14 protein-coding genes are annotated in these 14,517 nt (G+C 36.4%); 5 read left to right on the top strand and 9 right to left on the bottom strand.

All coding sequences use genetic code 11. The features are described 5' to 3' along the window. The first annotated feature begins 109 nt into the window (after nt 1-109). Nucleotides 110-202: an IS3 family transposase gene (locus JAZ75_RS26210; protein WP_132771483.1), complete on the top strand. Its 93-nt coding sequence runs from the start codon at nt 110-112 to the stop codon at nt 200-202. 55 nt (nt 203-257) lie between these two features. On the opposite strand, the gene JAZ75_RS16060 is transcribed toward JAZ75_RS26210, so the two are convergent. The 3 genes from JAZ75_RS16060 to JAZ75_RS16050 form a co-directional block, all read right to left on the bottom strand. Further along, entirely contained in the window at nt 258-1,349 is a 1,092-nt protein-coding gene (locus tag JAZ75_RS16060) for an efflux RND transporter periplasmic adaptor subunit (RefSeq protein ID WP_208696641.1), read from the bottom strand. An 81-nt stretch (nt 1,350-1,430) separates the two neighbouring features. Continuing rightward, on the bottom strand, nt 1,431-4,721 hold the full coding sequence (locus tag JAZ75_RS16055) for an efflux RND transporter permease subunit (RefSeq protein ID WP_208696639.1): 3,291 nt from the start codon (nt 4,719-4,721) through the stop codon (nt 1,431-1,433). A 10-nt stretch (nt 4,722-4,731) separates the two neighbouring features. Continuing rightward, nucleotides 4,732-6,120, bottom strand: a complete 1,389-nt coding sequence (locus JAZ75_RS16050; RefSeq protein WP_208696637.1) for a TolC family protein — start codon at nt 6,118-6,120, stop codon at nt 4,732-4,734. A 172-nt stretch (nt 6,121-6,292) separates the two neighbouring features. Between JAZ75_RS16050 and JAZ75_RS16045 the strand changes: the two genes are divergently transcribed. Next, complete coding sequence (locus tag JAZ75_RS16045) at nt 6,293-7,303, top strand: sensor histidine kinase (RefSeq protein WP_208696635.1); 1,011 nt, start codon at nt 6,293-6,295, stop codon at nt 7,301-7,303. Between the two features lie 2 nt (nt 7,304-7,305). After that, nucleotides 7,306-8,001: a LytR/AlgR family response regulator transcription factor gene (locus JAZ75_RS16040; protein WP_132841673.1), complete on the top strand. Its 696-nt coding sequence runs from the start codon at nt 7,306-7,308 to the stop codon at nt 7,999-8,001. A gap of 346 nt (nt 8,002-8,347) precedes the next feature. Here the strand turns inward: JAZ75_RS16040 and JAZ75_RS16035 are convergent, their stop codons facing one another. Beyond that, nucleotides 8,348-8,806 (bottom strand): DoxX family membrane protein, encoded by a 459-nt coding sequence (locus JAZ75_RS16035; RefSeq protein ID WP_132841672.1) that lies wholly within the window; start codon nt 8,804-8,806, stop codon nt 8,348-8,350. 566 nt (nt 8,807-9,372) lie between these two features. Between JAZ75_RS16035 and JAZ75_RS16030 the strand changes: the two genes are divergently transcribed. Then, nucleotides 9,373-10,629, top strand: a complete 1,257-nt coding sequence (locus JAZ75_RS16030; RefSeq protein WP_208696634.1) for a hypothetical protein — start codon at nt 9,373-9,375, stop codon at nt 10,627-10,629. A gap of 345 nt (nt 10,630-10,974) precedes the next feature. Here JAZ75_RS16030 and JAZ75_RS16025 read toward each other — a convergent pair whose 3' ends face one another. Then, nucleotides 10,975-11,781, bottom strand: coding sequence for a helix-turn-helix domain-containing protein (locus JAZ75_RS16025; RefSeq protein ID WP_208696632.1), 807 nt, complete (start codon nt 11,779-11,781; stop codon nt 10,975-10,977). Nucleotides 11,782-12,228: 447 nt separating this feature from the next. Here JAZ75_RS16025 and JAZ75_RS16020 point away from each other — a divergent pair, with 447 nt between their 5' ends. Then, nucleotides 12,229-12,666: a hypothetical protein gene (locus JAZ75_RS16020; RefSeq protein ID WP_132771405.1), complete on the top strand. Its 438-nt coding sequence runs from the start codon at nt 12,229-12,231 to the stop codon at nt 12,664-12,666. Between the two features lie 211 nt (nt 12,667-12,877). Here JAZ75_RS16020 and JAZ75_RS16015 read toward each other — a convergent pair whose 3' ends face one another. The 4 genes from JAZ75_RS16015 to JAZ75_RS16000 all read right to left on the bottom strand — a co-directional run bounded on the left by JAZ75_RS16015 (nt 12,878) and on the right by JAZ75_RS16000 (nt 14,499). Then, nucleotides 12,878-13,381, bottom strand: a complete 504-nt coding sequence (locus JAZ75_RS16015; protein WP_208696630.1) for a hypothetical protein — start codon at nt 13,379-13,381, stop codon at nt 12,878-12,880. Then, nucleotides 13,335-13,715, bottom strand: coding sequence for a hypothetical protein (locus JAZ75_RS16010; RefSeq protein WP_183914381.1), 381 nt, complete (start codon nt 13,713-13,715; stop codon nt 13,335-13,337). Before JAZ75_RS16010 ends, JAZ75_RS16015 begins: the two co-directional genes overlap by 47 nt. Nucleotides 13,716-13,720: 5 nt before the next feature. Beyond that, complete coding sequence (locus JAZ75_RS16005) at nt 13,721-14,170, bottom strand: lysozyme (protein WP_208696628.1); 450 nt, start codon at nt 14,168-14,170, stop codon at nt 13,721-13,723. Nucleotides 14,171-14,334: 164 nt separating this feature from the next. Next, nucleotides 14,335-14,499 carry a hypothetical protein gene (locus JAZ75_RS16000; RefSeq protein ID WP_208696627.1) on the bottom strand — a complete coding sequence of 55 codons (165 nt, stop codon included), beginning with the start codon at nt 14,497-14,499 and terminating at the stop codon, nt 14,335-14,337. Nucleotides 14,500-14,517: the final 18 nt, after the last annotated feature.

Here is a 14,517-nt window from a genome sequence, read left to right as displayed (position 1 = left end):
ATAAATTATAATATGGTTCGAAATTAAAATCAAATATCCTACAACAGACTTAAAATTTATGGCATTAAGATGAAATTATTGGTTTACTTGAAATAAAAATAAAGGCCATATTAAGTATTATAATAACCAACGGATACGGATTAATTTAAATGGAATGAGCCCGATGGAATACCGAGCTCATTATATCAAAAACACTGCGTAAATTAGTCCAGCTTTTTGGGGTCAGTCCATAATGATAATCATTATGGCCTTTCTTTTTATTTGACGGGAGTGCCATCTGCTATCTCTTCATCTGCTTTACTGAGGAGTAACATTGTTGGATTAAGATTGCCAAATATTTCTACCTGCTCCTCAATACTGCGTCCTTTTTGTACGGGAACACGGCTTGTTTTATTGGCTATAACTGCTATTACAAAACTACCTTCACCTGAAGTGTAAATGGCGGCTTTGGGTACAACAAAAGTACTATCCTGAGAGGTTAACGGTAACTCGACCTCGGCAACCATACCGGGAAGAAGTTTGTTGTTGGTATTGTTAATGTCAATTTCAATCCTTTCTGATCTCAATTTGCTATCCAGTGCTCCTGACTTGCGTGCAATCTTGCCTGTAAAATATTGTCCTGGCAAGGATTTTACGGTGAACTGCAACGGCTGTTCTGCAACAAGGAAGCCCGCATACTGTTCAGGTACAGAAACAGCTAAACGCAGCTTGCTTTGTTGCTGGATTGTCATGATCGGCATTTCCGAACCTCTACCTGCCGGTCCTACATACGCACCTTGATTAACATTCCTTGTGGCAATAACACCATCAAATGGAGCGCGTATTTCAAGATAGTTCAGCAGATTCTGCACCTCCGCATAGGCGGATTTTGCTGCCTGAAATTGGGCATAATCGGCATTCTTTTTCGCCTCTGCCACTTCCAGATCCAATCGAGCTACGGTACCTTCAACTTTACTGGTTTCAAACAATCTATCATAAGTGCTTTTGGTTGCCGTATAAATGGCCTCTTGCGACTTTAACCTCGATTTTGCAGTTGACAACTGTGAACTTAATTCTGGAGCTTCAAGGACAGCTAACAACTGTCCCGCTTGTACCTTATTACCGATATCGACTTTTAAAGCCTGCACATAGCTACTCACTTTAGCATAAATTTCAACCTGCTGAAATCCGCTGATCTCTCCCGGTATCTGCATTTTACTTGTTAGTTTTTCCTTAGAAAGTACAAATGTTTCTATTGCTGGACTTTCTTTAGTTACTTTTTTGTCAGTTTCCTCAGCAGCAGACTGACATCCGGTTAAGTAGGCGAATAAGCCAATCGTGTATAATATTCTTAAGAAATTACTTTTCATCTGTTTAAATTATTGATATGTTTTTAGGCTCTTCAGTATTAATGACATCATTTACCTCGATTTGAATGAATCATGATGATTTCATTTTAAAGGTTTTAATGCTGTTATATAATGTTTACTTTCTTCATCTTGCGGATCCAAGGAGATCGACTGCGTGCTACTTTTCTCTTGTATCCAAGCGAATATTAAAGGTAAAATAACAAGTACGGCGAAAGTTGAAAACAATAATCCCCCGATTACGGCACGTCCCAGCGGGGAAACTTGCTCCCCACCTTCACCATGTCCAATTGCCATTGGTAACATTCCGACAATCATAGCCAAACTGGTCATAATAATCGGACGTAGACGAAGTGAAGCCGCCTCTCGTGCCGCAGACAATGCATTTTGATTGTGCTTACGTATATGTTCTGCGTTCGTGATCAAAAGTACTGCATTGGCGATGGATACCCCTACAGACATGATAATCCCCATATATGACTGCAGGTTAAGTGTTGAACCCGTCAGTAAAAGCATCAACAGAGATCCAAGTACCACGGCTGGAACTGTTGTTAGGACGACCATTGAAACTTTAAAGGATTGAAAATTTGCCGAAAGCATCAGAAATATGACTATAATCGCAATTGCTAGGCCTGCCTGTAAACTATCCATTGTTTCGCCCAATACTTTTCCTAAACCAATCTGCTCGACAGAAAGCCCACGTGGCAATTCACCTAAAGCAACAATACTGCGCTGTACATCTTTAGAGGCTGTTTTTAGATCGGTATGATCAATATTGGCTGTCACAGAAATGTACGGCATAGCGCCTAAGTTATCGTTCTCGCCATAGGTAAATGATGGCGTAATAGTTGCAATATCGCTCAGAATAGGTCGTGAAGAATTTTTTAGCAATGGAATTTCGCCAATCTCTTTTTCATCTTTCATTTTGTCTATTGGAACCTGAACTTGCACGTTATAAGATAATCCAGCCTTTTCATCAATCCAGGTATTCTTTTCCGTATAACGAGAGGATGAAGTCGCGGCAATTAGTGAGCGCGATACCTCTGCAAGGTCAATACCAAGTTGAGCAGCACGTACTCGATCTATAGTAATATCATAGGACGGATATTTAATGGACTGTGCCAGTTGAATATCTCTGAAGTATGGTATGGTTTTTAGTTCTTCTATTAGTTTTCCTGCGTATTTTTCATTATTCTTTTTGTTTTTACCTGCAATCCGTACTTCAACAGGTGTTGGCGAACCCTGGCTTAACACTTTGTCCGTGAGTTCGATCGGCTCAAAAGAAACCTGTACATCTGGAAGAGCAGTTTTGAGTCGATTCCGATACTCATCGCGGAAGCTATCCATATCGTGGTGGTAATCTTGAAGAGCTATTTGGAAAACAGCTTCATGAGGTCCTGCCATAAACAAATAGATCGGTGATACAGAGAATTGTCCCGGATGTTGACCGATATAAACAGATGATATGCTAATATGTTCTTTACCTACCAGTTTTTCAAGTTCTGCTAATGCACGTTTCGCTTTTTCCTCCGTACGTTCAATGCGGGTACCTTCAACGGCCCGTAGGCGCATTTGAAACTGGCTCGAATTCACCTTTGGAAACACATCCTGTCCAATGACGGAGAGTAAAATCACCACCAAGCTAATGGATCCAACTAGATATACGATGGTGATGATTTTCTTTTGTTTAAACAGTTGATCGATCATGTTCATAAACCGATTTCTGAATCTTTCGAACAGACTGATTTTACCATCGTTATTAAAATCTTCGCGTTCGACTAGAATTCGCTTTTGATTTAGCGTATCTTGCTCAGATTCCACTGAAAGGCCTGTTTCAGCAAATTGCACTTCATCTGCACTCAATCCTTTAGGATTAATCTTATTTGCTCCTACTTTATGATGATCTTTCATAAGCCAGTTAGCCATAATGGGTACAAAAGTCTGGGACAATAAGAAGGAGGTGATCATTGAAAAGCCAATGGACAAAGCCAGTGGTAAGAATAAAGATCCTGGGATACCTGTCATTGTAAATGCCGGAGCGAATACAGCGAGGATACACAATAAAATCAAAAGCTTCGGAAGCGCTATTTCCTTACAGGCATCCCAGATCGCCAATGCTTTGGGTTTTCCCATATCCAAATGTTGATGGATATTCTCTATCGTTACGGTACTTTCGTCAACCAGAATACCAATTGCTAGCGCCAATCCACTCAGTGACATGAGGTTGATGGTCTGTCCAAATAGTTTTAGGAAGAGTACTCCCGCTATAACAGAAATTGGAATTGTTAAGATAACGATCAAGGCAGCCCTTCGGTCACCTAAAAATAATAAAACCATTAATCCGGTAAGAATAGCGCCGATTGCTCCTTCAGTGATTAGACTTTTAACAGAGTTGATAACATATACCGATTGGTCAAACTCATAGGATAATTTAACATCTTCGGGCAAGGTATTCTGTATTTTTGGAAGTGCAGCCTTCAAATTTTGTACAACTTCCCAAGTCGAAGCATCACCAGCCTTGGCAATACTGACATAGACCGATCGTTTTCCATTGACAAGCGCATAGCCTGCAGTAACATCGGCTCCATCCTTCACGCTAGCGATATCACCCAGATAAAGATTTTGAACACCACCTTTAAAAAGGGGAATTTTCTCAAAATCTTTGACATTACGAATGGTGTTATTAGTTGACGTAATGTAATTTTTATCCTTTATACGGACATTTCCCGCTGGTGCAGTCTGGTTATTAAGCTTTAACGCTTCTACGACCTGATCAGGGGTCATGTTGTGGCTACGCATCAATTCGGGATCAACATTGACCTCTATTGTCCGCGGACTACCCCCAAATGGTGGTGGGGAAATTAATCCCGGTATGGAGGTGAATGAAGCCCGTACATAAACATTGGCTAGATCCTGTAATTCGTTATTCGACCGCTTATCACTACTAAGTACCAATTGGCCTACAGGAAGTGAAGATGCATCAAACCGAATAATAAAAGGCGGTTGTGAACCAGGAGGAAATGAAGCCTGTATCCGGTTGGCGAGTGCGCTCAATTCCGCCGCTGCTTGTGCCATGTTGGTATCTTCGTAATAAGAGATCTTCATTAAAGTCAAACCTTGAATATTTTTGGTCTCAATCGACTTTACCCCATTGGCAAAAAGTAAAATATTAACGTAGTTTTTAGCAAAATAAGACTCCATCTGATCTGGAGAATAGCCTCCAAAAGGGTGCGCAATATAAATAACAGGAAGGTTCATTTTGGGTAAAATATCAACCTTAATCGTGCGTACTGCACCTATTCCAAACACAATAAGACCCATAACCAGCACAAGGATGGATATTGGCTTACGTAAGGCAAAACGTATTAAATTCATGCTTTGTTATTTATAGTTCTTTGTTAAAAATATCGAAATCTCCAGCGGAGGCGGCTTTCAGTAACAATGATTGCCAGAGGTTAATATGGACGATTTCGCGGTCTGTCTCGGCTCGATTCAGTGTATATAACGTTTGGGTGATATCAACAAGCGTAGCCAGACCATTTTTGTACATGGTCATCTTTTGATTATAAGCTTGTAAAGCTGCTGATACCTGTTTAGGTGCTTCAGCGTCGCTTTGCTGTGCTAATCGCATCTTAACCTCAGCAGCATCCAGTTGTGCAAAAAATTGCGCTTCCGTGGTTTGATATTCCTCACGTAAAGCATCGTTGGTGTAGCGCTGCGCACTGATTTTTTTATTCACTCGTGCAATAGATGTAATATTCCAATTGATCCCTAACCCCAAAAGATAATTTTGCCTATTGGGACGAATACCATTCCAATAGTTGCTTGTGAATGCTTGGAGATCTGTCGCATATTCACTTTTGAATCCAGAACCGCGTGCCTGAAATACACCAAAGGCAGACAGAGTTGGTAAGTATTCTTTGCTTGATAACTTTAGCTGTTGCTCACCAACTTCAATTCGACTTCTGTAATATTGAAGTATAGGATTATTGCCTACCAGAGATACATCTACTGCAAGCGACTGAGCTGGTGTTCTTGTCACTAACCCCGTGTCAATTTGAAGGTCTGTTGCATTGATTCCCATCAATACCGTTAATTTATTATTTTGTTCTTTCACATTTTCTCCAGCTTGATTCAAGCTGATTTTTGCACGAGAAACCTCAGCCGAAGCCAAGGTTGAATCGACACCGGGCAAAATCCCATTCTTGGCTTTAGTGGCCGCAATATTAAAAAAGACTAATGCGCGATCTAGATTTTTCTGTTGATTTATTTGGAGACGCTGACTCGCCAGAAGATTTAAGTAAGCGGCTACAATCCTGATCTTATGTTGAAATTGTTCTTGTTGGAGATCAATTTCTAGTCGTTTACTATCGGCCTTACTCAATTCTATTCGTTCCTTTTTTCGGCCAAAAGTGTAGATATCCCAATTGATGTTTGCTAGATACAGGGCTCCAAAGGCAGCATTCCAATTCTGTTCTGGAAGGGCTGCTCCTGAGGAGGCTACTCCCAGCCCCCCAAATCCGTATAATGGACCATTTTGCCCATTAATGGTTCCATAATCTTGTTGTGCTACGACTGTCAAATTAGGCCAGAAGTCGCGTTTTACTTGTTCGTTGGTCTGTAGTGAGGATTGGACATAATACCTCTTTGCCTTGATCATTCCATAATTTGCAAGACCTTGGTCTACAGCATCTCGGATGGTAAGCTTCTGTGCAAATGAGGTTGAGGTCGCAAGTGATACAGCCAATGACAACACTAAATTCAATTTCAGCATAGGTTATATATCATTTTATGGAAACGAAGATAAGCCCCAAGTACGATGCACTATTAGTTTAAAATGATCTATAGCGTTTAAAAGTGACCAATTTAATTCGTCATTTATTTTTCGGTGGTTATAAACTTAATACTTTTACTTTGTAACAGATTTTTAACAAAAACAAGGGATTATGAGAAAGATTCTGGAGAATAAGATCATACAGGAAATCGCATTATTGATTTTCTCGTTTATCCTCTTTACTTTGAATGATTGGATTTTGATCTTAAGCTGGAAAGGCTTTTTAATGGGGTTGGTCTATTTTCTGATCTTATACATACACGCACAGGTGAACCGTTTTTTTCTGCTGCCAATTCTGATTAAAAAAAATAAAGCCATACTTTATGCGTTGTCTTCGACCGCAATACTCCTGGTTTTTGCATTTATTCTAAAGGAAATCACCGAAAATGTAATTTATAAGAATTGCTTTCTGTACAAAAACCTCGCTCAGAAAACTTTCCATTATCAAGTTGGGGTACTGCTAGGATCGCTAGTATGTATTTTAGGAAGTATCCAATTTATCGAATTTTATCGTTTCCAGCGATTAAAAACAAGAAGAGAACTACTTTCCAATCAAACGCAATTGTCTAATTTAAAAAAGCAGCTGAATCCTCACTTTTTGTTTAATACTTTAAATACAATCTATGGGATCAGCCTTAAATTTCCGGAACGTACCTCCGAACTGATTATCAAAGTATCACAATTACTACGTTATCAAATGGAAAGCAGCGACAGGGAATTTGTCTCAATGGACGATGAGATTGATTTTATATCAAGTTATATCGAATTGGAACGCGAACGTTTAGGTTATCGTACAAAAATTGATTTTGATTATCAACCAGAAGTGGGAATCAACAACCAAATTGCACCGATGCTGCTGATCACATTTATTGAGAATGCTTTTAAACATGGTACCTGTAGTATAGAAGATTGTTACGTAGCGATCTCAATAAAAATTGAAAAAGGGACCTTATATTTGCATGTACAAAATTCAGTCCCCATAAAAAAAAGGAATGTATTTTCAGCAAAAATAGGTTTAGAAAATACGGTAGCGCGCTTGAAGTTATTATACCCTAGTCGCTATCAATTGAATACGAATGCAAATAAGGAAGAGTTTGAGATCTCCTTGGTCATAAATCTTTAGCAATGGATAAAAATCGCTGCATTGTGGTTGACGACGAACCAGCTGCACATTATGTATTGGTCAATTATATTGAAAGAAGCGCTGATCTGGAGTTGGTAGCCCAATGCTACAATGCATTTGAAGCGCTGGAATATCTGAGAAATAATAGGGTTGATCTTATCTTTCTGGATATTGATATGCCAGAAATTACTGGGATGGAGTTTTTGAAAATGCTGGATAATCCTCCAAAAATAATACTGACAACAGCATATTCGGAATATGCTTTAGAAAGTTATGATTATGGGGTGGTCGACTATCTATTGAAACCTATATCTTTTCCTCGCTTTTTTAAAGCTTTACAACGTTTTCTATCCTACAACAATAGTGCGATTCCATCAGAAGATGAACCTAAAACAATCAGTATCCGTATGGATGGTCGGCTTATTGAGATTAAGCTTTCACAAATTGATTTTATACAAAGTTTTGGTAACTATGTAAAAATTGTCACTCCGGCACAGACGTACCTCACCGCCATCACCACGCAACAGATTTTAAAACAATTGCCTGCCTCTAAATTTGTCCGCATCCATAAATCGTATATTGCTTCTATCAATAAGGTCAGCAAATATGAGCATGGTCTGGTGCAGATCAATAATATGAACCTTCCCGTTGGAATCACTTTTAGAAGGGAACTACAAGAAAAATTGGAAAACACATAATTCGTTCCCTTATTGCTAATACTTAATCGATTATTGCAATCTGTCTTTTTTAATATGAAATTGGCGGAAGTTCAAAAATGATTATTTTTACAATAATGGATGCTCAAAACACCATAAATGACCAGAACCAATTCCTTATAAAAGTATGTAATAAAGTTAATTACTTTAATACATCCCGAAAAAATAGCACGTGACGGCGCTCTATATAAACCCTCTAAAATCCATTCATTTCACGACGACGGGACGTTCTGTGATTTTCACTCCAGTATTTATATTCGTAGTTCTTGCTATGATATGCTGAAGAAATGAATTAGCAATGCTAAATGCTGTTAAAATTAGGAGTTAATCAATCCAAACATTTCGTTTTAAAAGATTTATTAATCAAGTATGCATCTAAACTATATGAATATCCATTTAAAGTTCCCAAAAGGAAACATGCGGAGGCACTTATCCATACTGAATAATCAAAAGTAGGTTTAATTCCCACAGATATTGTCATTGATACAGCAAAAATTGTTAATAAAAGACCAGATGCAAAACTGATCATTTTTGTTTTGTATCCAATAAGCAGTAGCAAGGAAAAAACAATTTCTAAACCCGTGGCTATAATCGCTAAAACCTCTCCGATTGCAGGAGATACAAAGAAATTAAGTGTATTGGAGTAATCTACAAAATGTCCCCAATCTCCCCAGGAGACATTCTTACTTCCTGGATTTCCCCAAATGCCAAACCGGTCTGCTACAGCCGATAAAAAAGCAATCGCCACAGTGATGCGAACAAATAATTGAAAATACTTCTGATTCATTTTTTTAAGAATTTTATTGGTCAAAATTATATCTTACAGAAATGAAAGTAATTAAACCAGTTTAAGAAATGAGATTACTTTTTCTTTTTTTATATCATCAATAGTAGGATAAGAACATTTTTAATGTACTAACCATGAACAGAAAGACAACTTAAAATACGTGAAATTGAATAAAATAATTGCATTCTCTTTTTCTAAAAAACATCCAACTTATGATTAAAAAAGAGATAAGATCCACATATCATTGGCCTAAATAAAAATATAAAAAAAACCACATCTTACGACTTGGCTCTCACTAAAAATTGCGACTTATATTTCTGTATTACAAAACGTGTGACGCCCAAATGGATACAATGTATTTTTATTTGGATTGGCAGCTTAAAACGAGAATGGTGATTTTTTAAATTTGGCCAATTGAGATCTGAAATTTCCGATTGGATATTTTCATATAGAATTGATCTGGCAGTCAAAAACCCCCATTTTCAGCTAATGCTTCAAAAGAGAAAACTACTTATCTTTGATATAGAGAATCTTTTCAATTACAGTCAAATATAAAACAGACACGTATGCTCAATCTATTCAAAAAGAACAATTCTTATCCGAAAGAAACACAACCGGGAAATATCCATATCCAAGATGATCATCTTTTTTATGAAGATCATACCAATGAAGAGCGTGTTAATTTATCTATATTAAAATATGCTTACGTCGAAATTTTGGGTGAGGATCCATACCTATTTTTGTTCGACTACAGACAACACTACATTCCCATTCTGCAAAATGGTTTTTCTAAAATCTATCCACAACTATCTGAACGTTTTGGCTTTGACAATGCATTATTCTTTAAAATCATAAATAGCAAAAAGGAACAAAAACACCGTATTTGGATTGATAAAAAGGAAACAAATTATCAAATACTTACAGACCGACACAGCGACTATATTGATGGACTTGAAGTGCAAACAACTCCCCCTCTATTTGTTTCTTGGGATACATCATACGAAGAATTCTTAAAACTGAATATTGGTCATTTGTACGAATCAGAGTTTGAAACGAGCTACTTTAAAATCGATTATCCTGTTCGAATAGGTTCTTTAGTTATAAATAATCTGGAGTTTTATTACGATGAAAACGATCGTCAAAATATTGCTGTTCAATCTTATTCTACAACATTATATGCCGACTCGAATAGCGATAAAAGTTATTACGAATTGCGTAAACTTTGGATGGAAGAAATTCCTACTGACATCGAAAATGCGGGATACGAACGGGACGATCAAAAATACCTAACATTTGATTTAGATGGCATAGGTTTGTCGATCTGTTATACTTATGATGTAGATAGTCAATATGATGACGGCGGAACATCATTATCGATTAATAATTATAGGGATTATTCGGAAATAATTGTACGTGACACAATTGAATTAAACCCAGAATCGACAAAAATTCTATCATTTGAAACCTGGTTAGATTTTCAGCCCGATTATAAAAATAATGCTAATGTTATCGCCGTACCACAATTATTGAATGAAAATACCCAATATCACAATGCCGTGTGGCTAGCAAATGATCACACATTTGGTTTTACGGGAGATCAATATGCTATTCAGTTTAATCGTACTGATATAAGTCAAATTATTGTACAAAATGTGTTACCTGCAAAAGGTGGTGGTTATGTCGAATTTTTTGTTCGATTAAAATCTGATGATTTAGTGGCAATTTATTACGGCGAACAAAATGCATTGGATGCCTATGTGCAACCTTTACAAGAGCTTTTGGGCATTGAAGTGCTAACACCTGAGCCTTATTACAATTGCTAATCGAGATTGAAATTTTACAGTTGAAGAAATTCCTTGAAATATGATTGCAAAATCACACAACAAATTGCTTTTCAAAAAAGTTCAGACAGCAAACAGTTTTACTCAACATGAAGGTACTTGAAAAGGACATAATAGCAATTTTCGCTAGACCTCGCTCCTCTTTATGTAACTGTCCTTCAGATCATTTTGACTAAGTATGTGTTAGAACCAAATATTTCAATTTCTAAAATTTAATCAAAACGCAGACTTTATTAATAATAAGCTGGCTTTAATCGACAGGTTATAATAAGAGATTTCTCACATCATAAAATAAACTGTGCGAGCATCAGCTTTTATTTAAGCAGACTATAGCGACCGACTGATATCCACGACATTGAATATCTGATCGATATCATCTAGAACAATCGTAAAATCTGGATATCTATCCTTATCGGTATTTAGAGAATGTAAGGTAAGTATTCCTTTCTCAACATCATGATCGATAATTTCTTTGATAATGACACCTTCGTAGCGGTGGACAATAACCCAATAGCGATATTTATGGGTATGAAATTTAGATTGCCACAATTCTCTTTTTATCAAACGTCCAGTAACGATATCGCCATCCAAAACACTTGCATCCGTTCCATCTGTCATACTGTCGCCACTGACTTCAAAAGACCGATATATACCACGGTGGAACTCATTAACCGTAATAAAATGTGCAGGTAAATCATCCATATATTCAGAATCGGAAAAACCTGATAAATAACCCGCTTTTGCCTTCTCCGTCACTAATTTGGTTTGCATCAAATAGCGACCAGGGGAAACTTCAAAAAAGATATTATTTTTATTTTCATCCATGAATTTCACTTCATCCGAAAAATAACCGATGGATTTACCGTTGCCCACATGCATCATAGAAACAGAACCTGACTGGACAGCAAATTCACGCTTCTCACGTTCTCCACTATTATGCACCAACCAATCATAATTGACCTTCGGAAAGGCATTTTCTATGCGCGTCTTCATCGTAAGACCAATTGGATATTCGCCTTTTTTAATACGTGAATAGACTTGCTCTCTTACACCTAAAATAGCTGCAAATTCACGATTGGTCACCTTCATTTCCAATCGTAATACCTCAAAATTATTACTTAGGTATAATTCCATGATTTTCATAGTATTTAACAATTGTTACACAATAACATAACAAGCTGAAACTAAGTTACACAATCTAGTTAACCTTAACAAATAATTTGCAACAAAAAACATACAAATCACTCTCTTTCAATAATTTAATTGTAAACAAAAAAGTTTATAATTTTCAATATTAGTGTTATAACAGCCTAATATTAATTGCAAAAAATCTTGCAAGTTTAACTTTAATGTTTAACTTTGTTTAACATTTGAAATTCCATTTAAATATTATAGCAATATATAAGTCAAAAATAAGATTATGAAAATAAAATCAGCACCACTAGCATTAGCCACACGACCTAATAATCTGCTCATCCGGCATCATGGATCACAATTCCAGTCCAGATCATCATCAAGTGTCCGATTATGACAGCTTTGTATTCCGCTAACTGAATTATAAAACGATTAACAATTAAAAACATGAACACATTATATCATTCTTTTATTATGAACTTTTTAACAGAAAATCATCCGGAAGTACTAAAAACGATCAATAAGATGTATGAACCTGATTTGTCCAAAATTCATGCGGTACTTGACTGCTACTGTGCTTTTGTGGGTATCAATCCTGTGCAGATCAGAGGTGAATATATCAACTATAAAGATATCCAACATCGCTATAAAGCCATATCGGTTGTATTAAGAATCTTTCAACCTGAAAAATTAGTATTATTAAAAACCAAGGTTAAAAGCTCCATTTATAAGGAAACTTTACCTTATTTAAATATCAGCAACGATACTTTACAAAAATCTATTATCTGCGCGTGTAATCAATACGATCTCTACAGTGATTTTAAAAAAGAAATCAAACAGATCGCAAATTATTATCTCATTCATAGCCGATTTAATAGTAACTAAATAAGTAATATCGTTATGTGGAATTACCTAATCAGAAATTGATTATAACAGCACGCCTCATATAGAAAATCTAATATGTATTTATTTCTAAAAATAACCTGGAATTTAATCAGAAAAACCATTTACACTGCCCATACAGAAACCGCTTTCAAGAAATAATAAAAGACCATCTTATCAAACTGTAAGTGGTCTTTTTATTTATGAAGCATAATTATTTAATCTTTTTCTTTAGCCAGCGGAACCAAAGAAATATCATAATAATTAAGGCTGCGAAAAACCAGATAAAGAAGTAGTATTCCGGTTTACTTACCTGCTTTGACGAAACTTTTTTAAAAGCAACTCTTTGCTTTGCCGCATGGGATGCTTGTTTTTTTTCAGAGTAATTTATATCTTCTGTCCGATTTACTAATTGCATTGTATTGGATCGCTCGATTTCATGAATAATGACTTTTCCTTTACCCATTCGAACGTTTCCATTTTTTTCCAGCGTAATATCTTCTCCTTCAAATTCTGTTTTAGACTCACCATCTAACTTAGCAAATGATTGTACATTCGCTTTCCTTTTTATTTGAGTTTGGTGATCATACCGGAAATCTCCCCGCATTGTTGTGCCGGCTTCATACTTTTGTGATTCTACTACCTTCGATTTTTTCTTTAAGAGACCGCAGCTACTCACCAGTAACATGATGGCGGTCAATTTTAATATTTTTTTCATTTTTCATCCTCCTTAATTCAATCTGTAACTCGTTATAAAGCTTTTTGAGGTCATCGTATTCGATCTGTAACTTCGTTAATGTCTTTGCACAAAAAGCTTTTTCATCATTAACTAACTCCAGTGCTTCATTCAATTCTTCAATTGCAGCACGCAACTGTTCAATGTTTTTCTCCAGATGATCTGCATAACTGGCCCATTTATCTATAACTTTACCTGCATTTTCAACATTGGTGGCTTCCACCTCTGCTTTTTGTTTTGGACGCCCAACGAGATAACCGCAGATTCCAGTAATCAACGGAGCTCCAAACCGCTCTAATAATTCTACCAATTCCATATACACTAACTAAAATATAAATCTGATTCTGCCTGTCTTCTGCGAATAAGACCAGGTAAAATCTTCCCTCCAGCCTTATTCCATTTTAGAAATTCTTCAACAATACGAGTGTCTTCAGGATTGGTATTAATCTTCTTTAGCAATGTTGACCTTCCTAAATTAGTTGCGCCAAGATTGTAAGTAAAAGACACTAATGCATCGAATTGATTTTGATTTAATTTTTTCATTAACAACCGTTTAACGTCATTCTCATAATTGGATAGAATTTCTAAAAGCATAGCTTCTCCTTCTATCCTGGTTAATGGTGGATCATCCATCTTCACTTTTCGACGGTTAGGTAAGTAATAGGTAAATCCGTAGCCAATAGTCGCAATACCTATGGGATCCCTATAGGGAGTGCTATACCAACCTTCAAAATCTTTTATTAGTTGTAATCCTTTTTGTCCTATTTTCATAATTCAAGTATTTATGTTAAAAAAAGCCCTCCAACAGGAGAGCTCATAGATTCTATTTTTCAAAACAGAAATAAATCAAAAGTTATTGGCAACAATAGCCAAGAATTCATGATGAACACTTTAACTTTCTCAACCATAAGCTAACCACCTATATCTCCATCAGTTTAAAAAGTATTTAACAACCCTTCTACATCTTGGAAAACCCCATCAATATCTTCTTCATAAAGTACTTTTTTTGCTAAATAGTGAGCTACTTTTACAATTGAATTTGCCCCAAATCCCAAATCTTTATATTGTGCTGTGAGGGCGATTAAAAACTTCTCTTTCATGTTTGCCTTATCTAATTT

Origin of the sequence: Sphingobacterium sp. UDSM-2020 (genome assembly GCF_016132525.1) — a bacterium.
Classification (GTDB): domain Bacteria; phylum Bacteroidota; class Bacteroidia; order Sphingobacteriales; family Sphingobacteriaceae; genus Sphingobacterium; species Sphingobacterium anhuiense.
Note: the sequence above shows the minus strand (reverse complement) of the source record. Positions and strands in the feature narration are given on the sequence as shown.